Genomic DNA, 13,303 nt, shown 5'->3' with positions numbered 1-13,303 from the left:
GACCTGTTCATCCGGCGTTCACGCAGGGGCTTCGGGGCGGGCCTACCGTCCCCGGCATGGACGTCCTCGTCATCGTCGTGCTCGTGATCGTGGTGGCCCTCGTGTTCGACTTCACGAACGGGTTCCACGACACCGCCAACGCCATGGCCACGTCGGTCGCCACCGGGGCGCTCAAGCCCCGGACCGCCGTGCTCATCTCCGCCGTCCTCAACGTGGTCGGCGCGTTCCTCTCCACCGAGGTCGCCAAGACCGTCTCGCAGGGCATCATCCGCGAGGGCCAGGACGGCGTCCACATCTCCCCCACGATGATCTTCGCCGGGCTCGTCGGCGCGGTCCTCTGGAACCTCGCCACGTGGTACCTCGGGCTGCCCTCATCGTCGACGCACGCGCTGTTCGGTGGCCTGATCGGCGCATCGATCATCGGCGCCGGGCTGAACTCGGTGGACTGGGCGACGGTGGTGTCGAAGGTCGTGCTGCCGGCGCTGCTCTCCCCGGTCATCGCCGGGGTCATCGCCCTGGTGGCGACCTACCTGGCGTACGTGCTCACGAAGAACGCCACGACGCACGGTGCGGCGACGGGCTTCCGGCACGGGCAGACCGTCTCGGCATCGCTGGTGTCGCTCGCGCACGGCACCAACGACGCGCAGAAGACGATGGGTGTCATAACGCTGACGCTCATCGCCGCGAACTACCAGGACAGCGGCACGGGCCCGGCGCTCTGGGTGATCCTGGCCTGCGGACTCGCGATCGGCCTCGGTACCTACACGGGCGGCTGGCGGATCATGCAGACGGTCGGCAAGAAGATCTCCGACGTGCAGTCGCCGCAGGGCTTCGCGGCCGAGACGAGTTCCGCCGCGACGATCCTCATCTCGTCGCACCTCGGCTTCGCCCTGTCGACGACGCACGTCACCAGCGGTTCGGTGATCGGGTCCGGGCTCGGCAAGAAGCTCGCCGACGTGCACTGGTCGGTCGTCGGCCGCATCGTCGTCGCGTGGGTGATCACGTTGCCGGCGGCCGCGGTGGTCGGCGGGTTGGCGACCTGGCTCGCCTCGACCTCGGCGGTCGGCCTCGTGCTGGTGGCGGTGCTCGCCCTGGCCGGCGGGCTCACGTTCTACGTCCTTGCCAAGCGCAAGCCGATCTCACACGACGACGTCGCCGCCGGATCGACCGAACCCACCGACCAGGCCGAGCCGCAGCCGGCCGGCGCGCAGAACTGAGGGGAACGACGATGGAGATCGACTTCACGAGCATCGGCCTGGTCGCGGGCGTCGGCTTCGTGGCCGCGGTGGGCATCGTGCTCGTCTACACGCTCGGCCTGCGGCTGCTCGGCACGGGGCAACCGCTCGACTCCGGCGGCGAGCGCACCCAGTACTCCGAGGAGACCCCGCGGTCCGGGCACACGCCGCCGGCAGCACTGGCGGGTGCCGTCCTGTGCTTCGTGGTCTGTGCGGCAGCCGTGCTCGCGGGCATCTGGCTCACGATCCCCCAGTTCCACTAGCGCGTTCCTTCCCATCGCGCCCGCGCTGGGAAGCGGAAACGGGCGTACCTGGTCGAAACTTCCGACCAGGTACGCCCGTTTCGACCACCTACGCCCGTTTCGACCAGGTACCCGACCGACGTCAGTGGGCGCTGTACCCGCCGTCGACCAGGTGGTAGCTGCCCGTGATGAACGAGGCCTTGTCGCTCAGCAGGAACAGGACGAGCGCGGCGACCTCCTTGTCGGTGCCGAGCCGCTTCGTGGCGTGCTCCTCTTCCAGCGCCGAGATGGCCTCGGGCGTCATGGCGTTGCGGAGCAGCGGGGTGTCGATGAACCCGGGGCCCACGGCGTTGGTGCGGACCCCCTGCGCCGAGTACTCGAGCGCGGCGACCTTGGTCAGGCCGGCCAGGGCGTGCTTCGACGCGACGTACGCGGCGTTCTGCGCGATGCCGACCGTGCCGAGCACCGAGGCCATGTTCACGATCGCGCCACCGCCGGCGGCGACCATCGCGGGCAGCTCGTAGCGGAGGCCGTAGAAGACGCCGTCCAGGTCGACCGCACGGACGCGGTCCCAGGCGGCGATGTCGTACTCGCCGATCTTCTGCGGGGCGGCGCCGATGCCGGCGTTGTTCACGGCGAGGTGCAGCGCGCCGTACGTGTCGACGGCGTACTGGACCATGCGCTCGTTGTCGGCGGCGACGGCGGAGTTGGCCTCGAACGCGCTGGCGGTGCCGCCGGCCTCCACGATCGAGGTCGCGACGCGCTGGGCGGCGTCGGGCGTGATGTCACTGACAATGACGATCGCCCCCTCGCGCGCGAGCTCCTTCGCGACGGACTCGCCGATGCCGCTGCCACCACCGGTGACGATGGCGACCTTGCCCTCGAACTCGGACATGATTCCTTCTCTCTGAACAACACCTGTTGTCCAGGATTACGGTACACCCGAAAACCAGTTCGTTCGCTGAACTAATGAGCTAGGCTAACGACCTGTGACCGACGCCACCGACCTCCGCATCGCCGTGAACCGGCTGTCCCGGACGCTCCGCGCGCAGAAGGCCGACACGACCGTCACCGACGCCCAGTTCGCGGCGCTCGCCCGGCTCCACCGCGACGGCGCGATGACCCTCGCCGACCTGAGCCGCCAGGACGGCGTCACCCCGCCCTCGATGACGAAGACCATCGCAGTGCTGGTCGAGCGTGGCCTGGTGTCCAAGGGCGGCCACGACGACGACCGCCGCAAGGTCGTCCTCTGCGCCACCCCCGCCGGAGCCGCGTTCGTCGAGGAGACCCGGCGCCGCCGTGACGGCTGGCTCACCCCGCGGCTCGCCGCACTCACCCCCGTCGAGCGCGCCACCCTCGCCGACGCCACCGAGATCATGAGGAGGCTGGCCCAGCAGTGACCGCCATGTTCCGCTCCCTCGCCGGACGCAACTACCGCATCTGGTTCGCCGGTGCCCTGGTGTCGAACGTCGGTACCTGGATGCAACGCACCGCCCAGGACTGGATCGTCCTGACCCAGCTCTCCGACAACGACGCCGTCGCAGTGGGCATCACGATGGCGCTGCAGTTCGGCCCGCAGCTGCTGCTCCTCCCCCTGACCGGCCTCGCCGCCGACCGCTTCGACCGCCGCAAGATGCTCATGGTCACCCAGGCGCTGATGGGCTTGCTCGGGCTGGGCCTCGGCGTCATGGTCCTCACACACACCGCGACGCTCCTCGCGCTGTACGGCTTCGCGCTCGCGCTCGGCATCGTCGCCGCGTTCGACACCCCGATCCGGCAGGCGTTCGTCTCCGACGTCGTGCAGGGCGAGAACGTCGCGAACGCCGTCGCGCTGAACTCCGCATCGTTCAACGCCGCCCGCCTGATCGGTCCCGCGGTCGCCGGCGTGCTCATCGCTGCCATCGGCTCCGGCTGGGTGTTCGTCATCAACGCCGGCTCGTTCCTGGCGGTCCTCATCGCCCTGCGGTTCGTCGACCCCGCACAGCTCGCCGAGCGGGTGCACGCCGGCCGCGGCAAGGGGCAGATCGTCGCCGGCTTCCGGTACGTGCGGACCCGGCCGGACATCATCGTCGTACTCTGCATGATCTTCGTCGTCGGCACGTTCGGCGTGAACTTCCCGATCTTCACCTCGACCATGGCCCGGGTCGAGTTCCACCAGGGCGCCGGCGAGTTCGGCCTGCTCAACTCGGTGATGGCGATCGGATCGGTGTTCGGCGCGCTGATGTCCGCCCGCCGGGACAAGCCGCGGATGCGCACGCTGGTGCTCGCCGCCGGGGGCTTCGGCCTGGCGTGCACGGCTGCCGCCCTCGCACCCACGTACTGGACGTTCGCGTTCGTCCTGGTGTTCGTCGGACTCGCGGCGCTGACCTTCATGACCACCGCGAACGCCCTGGTCCAGACCACCACGAAGCCCGCGATGCGCGGCCGCGTGATGGCGCTCTACATGGCGATCTTCGCCGGCGGCACCCCCATCGGCGCCCCGATCGTCGGTGCCATCGCAGACGCATGGGGTCCCCGCTGGGCCATCGCGGTCGGAGCGGCGTCGGGCTTCGTCGCGCTCGCCATCGCCATCGTCTGGCTCGTCCGCTTCCAGCACCTCCGGCTCCGGTACGACGCGGACACCCGCCTGCACCTCGCGGTCACGCACGCGATGCCGGTGGTCGGCACTCGCGCCTCGCGTGCCGCGCTCCGCCAGGAGCTCGAGCGTGAAGAGGCGGTCGCCGACCGCTCCAGCGCCGTCTGAGGCATCCACTCCGCGAACGCGACAGATCGCTGTCACGCGGCAGCGTCCGTCTCACGAACGCGACAGATCTCCGCGAACCGTTGGCGGGTCCTTGACGCTTTCGCGTGGCGGACGGGAGGCACGGGTCGGGCCCGCCACGGGCCTCCCGGCCGCCGCCGGTCCGGTCCAGGGCCGCGATCAGTGCGCGGGTTCGGTCACCGCGAAGACGCGCGCGTCGAGCGCCGCAGCGATGCGGTCCGCGGCCGCGGCGAGCCGCCCGCCGGCGTCGCCGACGACGCCGAGGGCTGCGTCCGCCGGAACGGCCTCGAGCACGTCGCGGGCGGCGGCGAACGCCGCGACCTCCTCTGCGACGCAGGACGGTGCCACGTCGGCCAGGCACTCGGCGGCCCGTCGGACGGTGAACCGCAGCGACCGCGGACTGTGCTCGTCCAGGAGCAGGAACGCCGCGGCGTCATCCGGCACCGGATGGTGGTCCCGGCCACGCAGGAACGCCTCGCCCGCACCGCAGGCCCGGAGCGCCGCCGTCCACGAGGTGACCGAGTCCGGTTCGAGCAGCCCCGAGGCGAGCAAGCGGGCGGTCGAGGCGACCCGGGTCAGGGAGCGGCCCAGGGTGAAGAACTCCCAGACCTCGTCGCGACTGGCGTCCCCCTCGACCACGCCGATGGCGAGGGCACTGCGTTCCCGCGCCCAGCCGAGGAACTCGTGTGCGCGGCCCGGGGCGATCTTGCGCGGCATGCGTGAACGGGTGACGTCGAGGCAGTCCCAGAGTTCGCTCGAGACGACCTCGCGGGCTCGACGGGCGTGGTCCCGCGCGACGGCGACCGCGGCGGCGATGGACGCCGGCTCGTGCCGGTCCAGCGCGAGGGCGTCGATCGTCGCGGCACGGTCGGCGTCGTTCGCCGGCCCCGCGGTTCCCACCACCGAACGGAGCTCCGCTGCCACGACCCGGTCGTCCTCGACCGTGCCGGGTTCACGCCGGGCGACGTAGACGTCGAGCAGGCGTGCGACCACGTCGGTGCGCTCGACCGCGCTCCCCACGTGGAAGACGTTCCCCGCGAGTCGGCTCAGCACGGCTGCTCCTGCATCCCCAGAACCTAACCAGCGGGCATTGCGGGAGTGTTTCGGAGCCGCGTCACGGGTGTTGCAGTGTCCGATGTCCGCGCACACACCTGGGTCTCCGCCGCGATCACGGTGCCTCGCTAGACAATCTAACTAGAGCGTCTAGCATTGCAGGATGACGTCCGAGGTCCTGACCAGCACCGCGGGGTTCTGGTACGAGGACTCCCCGGTCACCGCCGTCGACGTGCTGAACGCCCTGCGCCGCTACCGCACCGCCGAGAGCGCCGCGCAGCGTCGGGCTCGTGAAGCCCTGGGCATCGGCGAGAACGCACTGCTCGCACTGCGGGTCCTCATCGACGCCGAGCAGGACGGCCGGACCGTCAACGCCAAGGACCTGGCCGAACGCCTCGAGATCACGGCGGCGTCGACCTCGGCGCTCGTGGACCGACTCGTCCGCAGCGGCCACGTCGAGCGACACCAGGACCCGATCGACCGCCGCGGCGTGATCCTCACCGCGACGGGCACGTCCATGCGCCACGCTCTGCGCGTGATCGAGGAACTCGACGCCCGCGCCCTCGAGGTCACCGAGCACCTGCCGACCGACGAGATGGCCGTCGTCGTGGACTTCCTCGACGAGATGGTCCGCGTGGTGGACGACGTCGACGCAGGCGCCCGCGCCGTCCGCCGCGCGTAAACTGCTCTCCGTGGACCCTCACGGCACGCACGACCCCGAGGACGACATGCCGTTCGCCGAACTCGACTCCCGGGCCCGCGCCGACGCCGCACTCCGTCGGATCCAGGGCGGGGCCGATCCAACGCGCGAGGCCTTCGACCTGGCGAACACCATGAACGACGAGGCCGTGGGGCGACTCACGGCACGGCTGCGACGGTTCCTCCGCCGCGACTGACGCGTCGCCTCGCGCGTCGACTCAGAAGGCGGTGCCGACCGCGGCGATGTCGTCGCCCCCGTGCCCGGCCGCACTCGCGTCGGCGTAGACGCGATCGAGGGCGTCGAGGAGCGTCGTGGACACGTCGTTCGCCCGCGCAGCCTCGGCGATCAGGCCGATGTCCTTCCGCAGCCCGTCGAGCGCGAACTGTGCCGGGAACTCCCCCGCGATGATCGCCGCGCCCTTGGTGTGCGCGTAGGCCGAGTCGCTCGCGCTGCCGTCGATCGCGTCGAGGAACAGCTGCGGGTCGAGCCCCAGCGCCGCAGCGAGGGCGAGGGACTGCCCCGTGGCGGCGGTGATCGAGGCGATCCAGGCGTTGGCCGCGAGCTTGAGCGCGGTCCCGTCGCCGACCCGCTCGCCGGCACGGACGGTCTTGGCGCCGATCGCGTCGAGCACGGTGACGACCCGGTCGACCTCGTCAGTGGGACCCGCGGCCAGCATGGTGAGCTTCCCCTGCTCGGCCGGGGCCTTCGTGCCGAGCATCATCGCCTCGACCAGGGTGATGCCGTACTTCGCGGCGAGCTGCACGACGGTCTCGGTGCCGTCGACACCGATCGTGGACGCCTGCACCCACACAGCGTCGGTCGGAGCGTCTCCGGCGGCCTGTTCGAGTACGTCGATCACGGCGTCGGTGTCGAAGAGGGTCAGGAGGACGACCTCGGCGTGCTCGACGGCCGTACCCGGGTCCGCGGCGACCGTCGCACCGTGCTCACCGAGCGGTGCAGCCTTGTCAGCACTCCGGTTCCAGACCGTGACCTGGTGCCCCTCGCGCAGCAGTGATCCCGCCACGCCGGCACCCATCGCCCCGGTCCCCAACACCGTCACTCGCACGTGCGTCTCCGTCCTGCCACGGCTCGGTGCCCCGACGTTCCCGACGCTACGCGCTCGACCGTCGTCGCTGTCAGAGGAGCCCGCGGGCCTGCAACCAGGTGGCGGGGTCGACCGGGACCCCGTCGACGATGACCTCGAAGTGCAGGTGTGCCCCGGTGGAGACGCCGGTGTTGCCGACGGCACCGAGGCGTTGGCCGGCCGACAGGACCTGACCGGGTCGGACCCCGATCGCCGACAGGTGGCCGTACCGGGTCTGGGTGCCGTCGGCGTGCTGGAGCAGGACCTGGTTGCCGTACCCGCCCAGAACGCCGGCGGAGACGACACTGCCGGGCATCGCCGCCACGACGGTGGCGCCGATCGGAGCCGCGAAGTCGATGCCCTGGTGGTTCGTCGAGCAAGCGGAGCACCCGGTCACCCAGCGCGAGCCGAACCCACCGGCGGCCGGCACGCTCCCCGCGGTGGGGCGGGCCGCCGCGTCCGACGAGCCGACGGTGGTCGCACGTGCCTGGGCGGCAGCAGCCCTGCCGATCGAGAAGCCGTCGCGGTCGACGGAGAGCTGGGTGGAGCCGTCGGCGATGAACTGCTGCACACCGAGCACGGGAGTGCTCGGCGACGGGGTCGACGCCATCGCGGTCTGCGGGGAGCCGACGGCGACGAAGAGACAGGTCACCGCCGCTGTCGCCGTCGCGGGCAGGGCACGCCGGACGGAACTGCGGAAGAAGGAGGTGGAGGCCGGGGTGACGGGAGGGGACACCGTCACCCCGGCGGCTCTGGGAACGTCCGGGCGCGTGCCGTCACCAGCACCGCGCCGCACGGACGCTTCGGGTCGGCGGGTGGTGGAGCGGTTCGCGGCCCGCCGTTCGGCACCGCGCGGGCGCAGCGGGAGTCCGTCGGTGGGCGTCGTCATCGCTCGGGGACCGCCGACTCAGGCGCGGACGACGCCGTCGCGGGCGATCCGGTCGAGTTCGATCGCGACGGCGTCGACGACCGCTCGGGTGATGGCGTCGGCGACGGTCTCGACCAGGACGAGCTGCTCGGGCTGCACGCGGAGCTCGGTGCCCACCGACGGGGTGACGCGGACCGTGATGTCGTCGATCGCGGCGACGAGGGCCGCGGGCACGAGGGTCGAGTCACCGGCTCGGACGGGAGCGGTCATCGGCGAGGTCGGTGCGGCGGCGGCGGCTGCACGGGCGGGGGTCGGCACGGGCGCCTCGGGCTGGTCGCGTCGTTGGGCGATGGAGTCGAAGAGCGGGGTGGAGGACATGCTGCTGACCGTCCGATCTGAGTCGTGGTTGCGGGCCGTTTGCGGGCGACCCGTCGGAGATGCGTGCCGTGCGGCACGTCTCTCATTCAACCATCGATATTTCAGATGTGCAATAGTGACCGAACAGAACGCGATCAGTCGGGGTCGACGGCAGCCGCGGTTGGGTCATCGGGCTGCAGCGCCCGCTTGACCCGCTCGACGATCGTCGCCGGCGGGTTGTTGTACGTGTTCGCCGGCTCCTGCCCGCTGAGCTCCTGGATCGCCGCCATCACCGCATCGGTCGCGTGCCGGCGCGCGCGTCCGGAGGAGGCCTCACCGAACGAGGACAGGTCGATCGGCTTCCCGAACTCGATCGTCACCTTGGCGAGCTTCGGCAGCTTCGAGCCGACGGGCTGCACGTCCTGGGTCCCCGTCAGCGCCACGGGCACCACGGGCGCGCCGCTCGTCAGGGCCAGCCAGGCCACACCCGTGCGGCCCTTGTAGATCCGGCCGTCCAGGGAACGGGTGCCCTCGGGGTAGATCGCGAAAGCCTCGCCCTCGTTCAACCGCGCGAGCCCCAGGTCGAGCGCCTGCTGCGCCGCGGCCCCCGCGCCGCGCTCGACGCCGATCGCACCGATGCCGCCGAAGAACGCCCGCGACACCGCGCCACGGAACCCGGTCCCGGTGAAGTACTCCTGCTTCGCGAGGAAGGCGACCTTCCGCGGCGCCATCAACGTGATCGCCGGGGAGTCGATGAAGGAGCGGTGGTTGCTCGCGAGGATCACCGCTCCGCGCTTGGGCACGTTGCGGCGTCCGATGATCTTCGGTCGCCAGAGCATCCGCGCGAGCGGGGTCACCACTGCGCGGCTCAGCACGGTGGCGAACTTGGTCGAACCGGACACCGGGCCTCCTCGTCGTGACGGCGAACTCCCGAGTGTAATCACGCCTGCGAGCGGTACATGCCCACGGCGGCATGCAGGTCCGACCGTGGGGTCAGTCGGCCTCGGACGCGACGACGTCGAGCACCGCGCGGCCGTACCGTTCGAGCTTCGCGGCACCGACCCCGGAGATCTCGGCGAGCTGGTCGACGTCGGCCGGACGCACCGCTGCGATGCCGCGGAGCGTCGCGTCGTTGAACACCACGTACGCCGGCACCCCCTGCTCGCGCGCCTGCGCAGCACGCCAGACCCGGAGCGCTTCGAACAAGCCGACCGCCTGCTGGGGCATGTCGGTGACCACGGTCCGGCGGGACGACCGGCTCGCTCGCGGCGCCTTCACCGGGTCGCGACGCATCCGCACCTGGACCTTGCCGGTCAGGACCTCGGCGCTCGTCGGGCTGAGGACGACCGTGCCGAAGCCGTCGCCGGACACCGCGGCGTAGCCCTGCGCGAGCAGCTGTCGGGCCACCGCGCGCCACTCGCCGTCGGACAGGTCGGAGCCGATGCCGAAGGTCGCCAACGACTCGTGCTGCAGTTCCTGCACCCGCGGGGACTGCTTGCCGACCAGGATGTCGACGAGGTGGGCGACGCCGTACCGCTGGCCGCGCTCACGCTCGAGCCGGACGACCGTGGACAGCAGCTTCTGCGCGGGCACGGTGCCGTCCCACGACTCGGGCGGGGCGATGCACGTGTCACAGTTGCCGCAGGCCGTCGACGGCTGCCCGAAGTACGCCAGGAGCCGAACCCGACGGCACTCGATCGTCTCGCACAGGCTCAGCATGGCGTCGAGGTGGGCGCTGAGCTGCCGACGGTGTGCGGCGTCGCCCTCGGACTGGTCGATCATCCGTCGTTGCTGCACGACGTCGTTCAGGCCGTACGCCAGCCACGCGGTCGAGGGCAGTCCGTCGCGTCCGGCACGCCCGGTCTCCTGGTAGTACCCCTCGACCGACTTCGGCAGGTCGAGGTGCGCCACGAACCGGACGTCGGGCTTGTCGATGCCCATGCCGAAGGCGATCGTCGCGACCATGACGATGCCGTCCTCGCGCAGGAAGGTCGACTGGTTGCGCGCTCGCACCCGGGCGTCGAGCCCTGCGTGGTACGGCAGCGCCTGGATGCCCTGTTCGGCCAGTGCGGTGGCGGTCCGCTCGACCGACTTGCGCGACAGGCAGTAGACGATGCCCGAGTCGCCGCTGTGCTCCGTGCGGATGAAGGTGAGGAGCTGCTGCAGCGCACCGGTCTTCGGCTCGATGCGGTACTGGATGTTCGGGCGGTCGAAGTCGGCGACGAAGTGTGCGGCGTCGTCGAGGCCGAGCCGCGCCGAGATCTCCTTGTGGGTCTGCGGGGTCGCCGTGGCGGTCAGGGCGATCCGGGGCACGGTCGGCCAGCGCTCGTGCAGCACGCTCAGCTCGAGGTAGTCCGGCCGGAAGTCGTGGCCCCACTGGGCGACGCAGTGCGCTTCGTCGATGGCGAACAGGGACACGCGCGCCCGGTCGAGGAGCGCGCGCGTGGACTCGAGCCGGAGCCGCTCGGGCGCGAGGTAGAGCATGTCGACCTCGCCCTGGACGACCGCGCGCTCGACCCGGGCACGCTCGTCGGGCCCCTGCGTCGAGTTGAGGAAGGCGGCACGGACCCCGTTCGCCGCGAGGGCGTCGACCTGGTCCTGCATGAGGGCGATGAGCGGCGACACCACGACCCCGACGCCGTCGCGCACGAGCGCGGGCACCTGGTAGCAGAGCGACTTGCCACCACCGGTGGGCATGAGCACGAGGGCGTCGCCGCCGGCGACCACCTGGTCGATGATCGCCGCCTGCTCGCCGCGGAAGTCGTCGTAGCCCCACACGCGGTGCAGGACGTCGAGCGCTGCGGCTCGCGAAGCAGACACGGCAGCGGGCGCGGGCGTGGTGCTCATGCCACGAGCCTACGGGCGACCGGCGACACCCACGGCACTGTCCACAGTGGCACGGCCCACAGCGGTTGCGTCGACGTCGTCGGCACGAGCCGGCGCGACGGCCCACCCCGTGCCGGCCGGACCGAACCAGCGCTTGCCACCCGCCCAGACCGGCGGCATGCCGCGGAACCGCGGCGCCGGGTGTCCGGCGAACGTGCGGTCGAGCTTCCGCCACCACGCCAGGAGTTCGACCATGCCCCAGAACGCGAGCGAGGTGCCGAGGGTGACGAGCCAGCCCTGCCACGTGCCGTTCGCGTCCTGTGACTGCAGGTCCACCCTCGACCACCCGGGCGCCTGCAGCACGAAGATCATGCTGTTGTTGAAGGCGTGCTGCAGGACGGTGGCCTCGAGCCCCCCGGTCCGGAGCACGATGATCGCCGCGATCAGGCCGAACGAACCGACGTCCAGGATGCCCCAGACGTTGTAGCCGTTCGGGATGTGCAGCACGGCGAAGACGACGGTCGACACCGCGACGGCGATGACCGTGCCGGTGCGTCGCGGGATCCACGACGCGATCGTCTGCATCAGGAAGCCACGGAAGATGAACTCCTCAGCCGCACCCTGGAACGGCACGAGCAGCACGACGAGGACGATCGTGAGCGTGAGGGTGCCGAGCGACACCGTCGACTGACCGATCGCAGCGTGGTTCCAGGCGAAACCGCCGTCGGTCGTGATCATCCCGCCGTCCCAGAAGAGACCGGTCTGCACCACGAACATGACCGCCGCGATGACCAGGGTCGGCAGCACGCACCACGCCGTCCACGCCCACCGCACCCGGAAGCGCGTCGAGGTGAGGATGCTGCCCGGACCGAGGCGTGCGACCTTGACCGCCAGCAGGATGCCGGGCAGCAGGATGACCAGCGACACGAGCGACAGCGACAAGACGAGCGGATCGGTCGGGTCCAGCGCACCGCTTGCCAAGTCGTTCTGCAGGTCGATCAGCGCCTGCGGACCCTGGGTCACGCCGAGCGGGACGAAGTACGCAACCGCGATGAGCACCTGCGAGGCGACGTACCAGCCCGCCAGGAACGCGAGGGCGACCAGCGGGCGCCACCACCTCCATCGTGCGTCGACACGGGGCAGGCGGTGGTAGGGAACGCTCACGCCCCGCAGGCTACCGGGCCGGGCAGGATGGGAGCCGTGCTCACCGTGCTGTTCGGCCTGACCGGAGCCGTCGTCTACGGTTTCGCCGACTTCCTCGGCGGGCTCGCGTCGCGGCGGATCCGTCCGGTGACGGTCACCGCCGTCGCCGCGGCGATCGGAATCGTGCCGCTGCTGGTCGGACTGGCCGTGCTCGGGGGGGACGCCGTCGTGGACGGGCACCCTCTGGGGCGCCGTCGCCGGACTGTCCGGCGGCGTCGGGGTCCTGCTGCTCTACGCCGCGTTGGCGATCGGCCCGATGAGCGTGCTGTCACCCCTGACCGCCGTGTTCGCCGCCGTCGTCCCGGTCCTGGTGGCCGTGGCCCGCGGGACCGTCCTGTCACCGCTGGCCGTCGCCGCGGTGGTCGTGGCCGTCGCCGCGGTGGTGCTGGTGGCGGCGGTGCGGGACACCTCGGGTGCACGCCTCACCGTGCGTGGGGTGGTCGCGGCCGCGGTCGCCGGGTGCGGGTTCGGCGGGATCGTGCTCGCCTACGACATGACACCGCCCGGCGCGGGCGTCCACCCGCTCGTGGTCGCGCGGGTGCTGCAGACGGTGCTGCTGGGCGCGGCGGCGCTCGTGGTGACGGTGCGTGCCGGGCGCGGGGCGCGGTCTGGAGGCGCGGCAGACCCCGGAGCGTCGGTCGGCGTCGCGGGGTCTGCCGTGCCTCCAGGGCGCCGGTGGCCGCCGCGCCTGCTGCTGACGGTCGCGGCGTGCGGCGTCCTCGACGCCCTGGCGAACGTGTGCATCCAGGCGGGGCTGCACGCGAGCGACGACCCGGGCGCCCTGCCCGTCGTGAGCGTGCTCAACGCGCTCTACCCGATCGGCACGGTCGTGCTGGCCGGGTTGGTGCTGCGGGAGCGGCTGACCGCGCCGCAGTGGGTCGGCATCGCGCTGGCGGTCGTGGCGTCGGTGGCACTCGCGTCGGCCTGAGCGCGGCCCCGAGCCTCGGCGTGGGCGACAGTTCTCGGGGCGAAGA

The 13,303-nt window shown here is 71.6% G+C and carries 15 protein-coding genes; 7 read left to right on the top strand and 8 right to left on the bottom strand.

Translation table 11 applies throughout. The annotated features are described in order from the left end of the window. Positions 1-56: 56 nt before the first annotated feature. Both ABH929_RS05620 and ABH929_RS05615 read left to right on the top strand, forming a co-directional pair. Positions 57-1,217: an inorganic phosphate transporter gene (locus ABH929_RS05620; protein WP_123937556.1), complete on the top strand. Its 1,161-nt coding sequence runs from the start codon at positions 57-59 to the stop codon at positions 1,215-1,217. Positions 1,218-1,228: 11 nt separating this feature from the next. After that, complete coding sequence (locus tag ABH929_RS05615; RefSeq protein ID WP_263091627.1) at positions 1,229-1,498, top strand: hypothetical protein; 270 nt, start codon at positions 1,229-1,231, stop codon at positions 1,496-1,498. 121 nt (positions 1,499-1,619) lie between these two features. On the opposite strand, the gene ABH929_RS05610 is transcribed toward ABH929_RS05615, so the two are convergent. Then, positions 1,620-2,372 (bottom strand): SDR family NAD(P)-dependent oxidoreductase, encoded by a 753-nt coding sequence (locus ABH929_RS05610; RefSeq protein WP_263091628.1) that lies wholly within the window; start codon positions 2,370-2,372, stop codon positions 1,620-1,622. Between the two features lie 94 nt (positions 2,373-2,466). Between ABH929_RS05610 and ABH929_RS05605 the strand changes: the two genes are divergently transcribed. Both ABH929_RS05605 and ABH929_RS05600 read left to right on the top strand, forming a co-directional pair. Next, complete coding sequence (locus tag ABH929_RS05605; RefSeq protein WP_111085532.1) at positions 2,467-2,877, top strand: MarR family winged helix-turn-helix transcriptional regulator; 411 nt, start codon at positions 2,467-2,469, stop codon at positions 2,875-2,877. Next, entirely contained in the window at positions 2,874-4,220 is a 1,347-nt protein-coding gene (locus ABH929_RS05600) for an MFS transporter (protein WP_404560431.1), read from the top strand. Before ABH929_RS05605 ends, ABH929_RS05600 begins: the two co-directional genes overlap by 4 nt. A gap of 177 nt (positions 4,221-4,397) precedes the next feature. On the opposite strand, the gene ABH929_RS05595 is transcribed toward ABH929_RS05600, so the two are convergent. Beyond that, on the bottom strand, positions 4,398-5,291 hold the full coding sequence (locus ABH929_RS05595; protein WP_404560430.1) for an alpha-E domain-containing protein: 894 nt from the start codon (positions 5,289-5,291) through the stop codon (positions 4,398-4,400). 163 nt (positions 5,292-5,454) lie between these two features. On the opposite strand from ABH929_RS05595, the gene ABH929_RS05590 reads away from it, so the two are divergent. Beyond that, positions 5,455-5,973, top strand: a complete 519-nt coding sequence (locus ABH929_RS05590) for a MarR family winged helix-turn-helix transcriptional regulator (protein ID WP_111085535.1) — start codon at positions 5,455-5,457, stop codon at positions 5,971-5,973. 10 nt (positions 5,974-5,983) lie between these two features. Beyond that, the gene (locus tag ABH929_RS05585; protein ID WP_404560429.1) at positions 5,984-6,187 is read left to right on the top strand and encodes a hypothetical protein; all 204 of its coding nucleotides are present in this window, start codon (positions 5,984-5,986) and stop codon (positions 6,185-6,187) included. Positions 6,188-6,208: 21 nt separating this feature from the next. Here ABH929_RS05585 and ABH929_RS05580 read toward each other — a convergent pair whose 3' ends face one another. The 6 genes from ABH929_RS05580 to ABH929_RS05555 form a co-directional block, all read right to left on the bottom strand. Further along, positions 6,209-7,045: an NAD(P)-dependent oxidoreductase gene (locus ABH929_RS05580; protein WP_404560471.1), complete on the bottom strand. Its 837-nt coding sequence runs from the start codon at positions 7,043-7,045 to the stop codon at positions 6,209-6,211. 82 nt (positions 7,046-7,127) lie between these two features. Further along, positions 7,128-7,817, bottom strand: coding sequence for a M23 family metallopeptidase (locus ABH929_RS05575; RefSeq protein WP_404560428.1), 690 nt, complete (start codon positions 7,815-7,817; stop codon positions 7,128-7,130). 165 nt (positions 7,818-7,982) lie between these two features. Beyond that, positions 7,983-8,321 (bottom strand): hypothetical protein, encoded by a 339-nt coding sequence (locus ABH929_RS05570; protein WP_263091633.1) that lies wholly within the window; start codon positions 8,319-8,321, stop codon positions 7,983-7,985. Positions 8,322-8,455: 134 nt separating this feature from the next. Next, complete coding sequence (locus tag ABH929_RS05565; RefSeq protein WP_205463948.1) at positions 8,456-9,202, bottom strand: 1-acyl-sn-glycerol-3-phosphate acyltransferase; 747 nt, start codon at positions 9,200-9,202, stop codon at positions 8,456-8,458. A 91-nt stretch (positions 9,203-9,293) separates the two neighbouring features. Continuing rightward, positions 9,294-11,147: a DNA helicase RecQ gene (gene recQ, locus ABH929_RS05560; protein ID WP_404560427.1), complete on the bottom strand. Its 1,854-nt coding sequence runs from the start codon at positions 11,145-11,147 to the stop codon at positions 9,294-9,296. A gap of 9 nt (positions 11,148-11,156) precedes the next feature. Beyond that, on the bottom strand, positions 11,157-12,290 hold the full coding sequence (locus tag ABH929_RS05555) for a lysostaphin resistance A-like protein (RefSeq protein ID WP_404560426.1): 1,134 nt from the start codon (positions 12,288-12,290) through the stop codon (positions 11,157-11,159). Positions 12,291-12,585: 295 nt separating this feature from the next. On the opposite strand from ABH929_RS05555, the gene ABH929_RS05550 reads away from it, so the two are divergent. Further along, positions 12,586-13,257 (top strand): EamA family transporter, encoded by a 672-nt coding sequence (locus ABH929_RS05550; RefSeq protein ID WP_404560425.1) that lies wholly within the window; start codon positions 12,586-12,588, stop codon positions 13,255-13,257. Positions 13,258-13,303: the final 46 nt, after the last annotated feature.

This window comes from Curtobacterium sp. AB7, assembly GCF_044909335.1.
GTDB lineage: Bacteria > Actinomycetota > Actinomycetes > Actinomycetales > Microbacteriaceae > Curtobacterium.
The sequence above is the reverse complement of the archived record's forward strand: the minus strand, read 5'-3'. Positions and strand labels throughout refer to the sequence as shown.

What these genes read in the sequence shown, in the direction of transcription:
- ABH929_RS05620 (WP_123937556.1), top strand. Translation starts at nt 57, where the DNA reads ATGGACGTCCTCGTCATCGTCGTGCTCGTGATCGTGGTGGCCCTCGTG.
- ABH929_RS05615 (WP_263091627.1), top strand. Translation starts at nt 1,229, where the DNA reads ATGGAGATCGACTTCACGAGCATCGGCCTGGTCGCGGGCGTCGGCTTC.
- ABH929_RS05610 (WP_263091628.1), bottom strand. Translation starts at nt 2,372, where the DNA reads ATGTCCGAGTTCGAGGGCAAGGTCGCCATCGTCACCGGTGGTGGCAGC.
- ABH929_RS05590 (WP_111085535.1), top strand. Translation starts at nt 5,455, where the DNA reads ATGACGTCCGAGGTCCTGACCAGCACCGCGGGGTTCTGGTACGAGGAC.
- ABH929_RS05570 (WP_263091633.1), bottom strand. Translation starts at nt 8,321, where the DNA reads ATGTCCTCCACCCCGCTCTTCGACTCCATCGCCCAACGACGCGACCAG.
- recQ (WP_404560427.1), bottom strand. Translation starts at nt 11,147, where the DNA reads ATGAGCACCACGCCCGCGCCCGCTGCCGTGTCTGCTTCGCGAGCCGCA.
- ABH929_RS05550 (WP_404560425.1), top strand. Translation starts at nt 12,586, where the DNA reads ATGAGCGTGCTGTCACCCCTGACCGCCGTGTTCGCCGCCGTCGTCCCG.